This is a genomic window from Kitasatospora sp. NPDC057595, assembly GCF_042800875.1.
Classification (GTDB): Bacteria; Actinomycetota; Actinomycetes; order Streptomycetales; family Streptomycetaceae; genus Kitasatospora.
This window is the reverse complement of the sequence record NZ_JBHVGL010000076.1, coordinates 1-1,176: the sequence shown is the minus strand read 5'-3', so window position 1 is coordinate 1,176 and position 1,176 is coordinate 1. Positions and strand designations below refer to the sequence as shown.

The 1,176-nt window shown below is 51.1% G+C and carries 2 protein-coding genes; one reads left to right on the top strand and one right to left on the bottom strand.

Translation table 11 applies throughout. From position 1 onward, the window contains the following. On the bottom strand, positions 1-459 hold a 459-nt coding region (locus tag ACFU9E_RS35575; protein WP_380715723.1), incomplete at its 3' end, for a hypothetical protein. 404 nt (positions 460-863) lie between these two features. Between ACFU9E_RS35575 and ACFU9E_RS35570 the strand changes: the two genes are divergently transcribed. Continuing rightward, a complete protein-coding gene (locus ACFU9E_RS35570) occupies positions 864-1,034 on the top strand; it encodes a hypothetical protein (RefSeq protein WP_011161206.1) in 171 nt (56 codons plus the stop codon). Positions 1,035-1,176 lie beyond the last annotated feature (142 nt).

The window sequence follows — 1,176 nt, the reverse complement described above, 5'->3', positions numbered from 1 at the left end:
CTCTAGTGCTTTGTTTTCCTGAATGAGAGAGCTGATCTTTTCAGCGCCTTCCTTGTCGAGACGGCCCTGCATTCGCTTGGCGGCAAGTCCGCGGATTTCTTCACGCTTTTGTTTTGGATTGCTTTTGTTAAAGAGACTGTCAAATATTCGTTCCAGAATGATGGAGCTGTAGACTGTCTCGAATGATGACTTTGCCGTGAGGTTAGCAATCCGTTCAACGGTTTGCTTTCCCATGTCTTGAACGCGTTTTTCAATCCTGTCGATCAAAGCTTGCTCGGTTGCGGACAGCAGCGAGCTTGCTTCGACAGGTTGGACTTTTCGAGCGTGATACGCCCTGATGGCGTTCTCGATCAAAAGGCCAAACTTCTTTTCAGACCCGAAATCTTGTTTCGCGAGCTTGCGACCGAGCGAAACAATTTCAGGGTCGAGTCGGACGGATTCTTTTTGCCGGGCGACCATGGTTTTTCGACCTCCTAAAATTGAGTGTTTAGCTCAATTTTAGAGTGTCGCACTGTGGGGGTCAAGGGGGAGGACGTGTCATCCCCTTTGCGGAGTGTGTCGGAAACATTGTGTCCGACACTTTTAGCTCCGCCTCTCACACCCCACAGGGGTGCTGGGATGCCATTTACCGCAAATCGGGCAGGCTCCGATTGAGGACAAATGGCTTGCTGAAGTGGAGGGCTGCGAGACAATCCGGCAGGGAGTCGCGCACCTGGAACGAGGCAAAAGATGCGGCTTTGAACAGGGAGGAGTAACGAGGCTCACCCTGTTCATTGCGCATCGGGGGCAGGCAATGGGCGACTTCATTCGCCCGCCTGCCCTGCTCTTGAAGTGATACAATTGGATAAAGGAGAGTAAGGATCATGACAAGGGAAATTGACTTCGAAAAAGCCATGAGACATGTACGAGCAACCCTTGATTTTGAAGGCTTAGTGCTTACAAAAGAAGAGGAAGAGCTTTTGAAAAGGCGGTTTCATGGAGAAATTACAGAAGAGGAATACATACAAAAAGCGCTCGAACTGGCAAGGTCTTGAGGAGGACTGGCTGCTGCAGGGAGAAAACAAGCGTTTATGCCGCGAAAGTCGATTTACAATGAGAGGCACTCTCATGCAAACTGCCGGAGGTGGCCCCGGAGGGCGGTTTTCGCCCTGCGGGGTTGCCTTTGGGAGTTTGAGG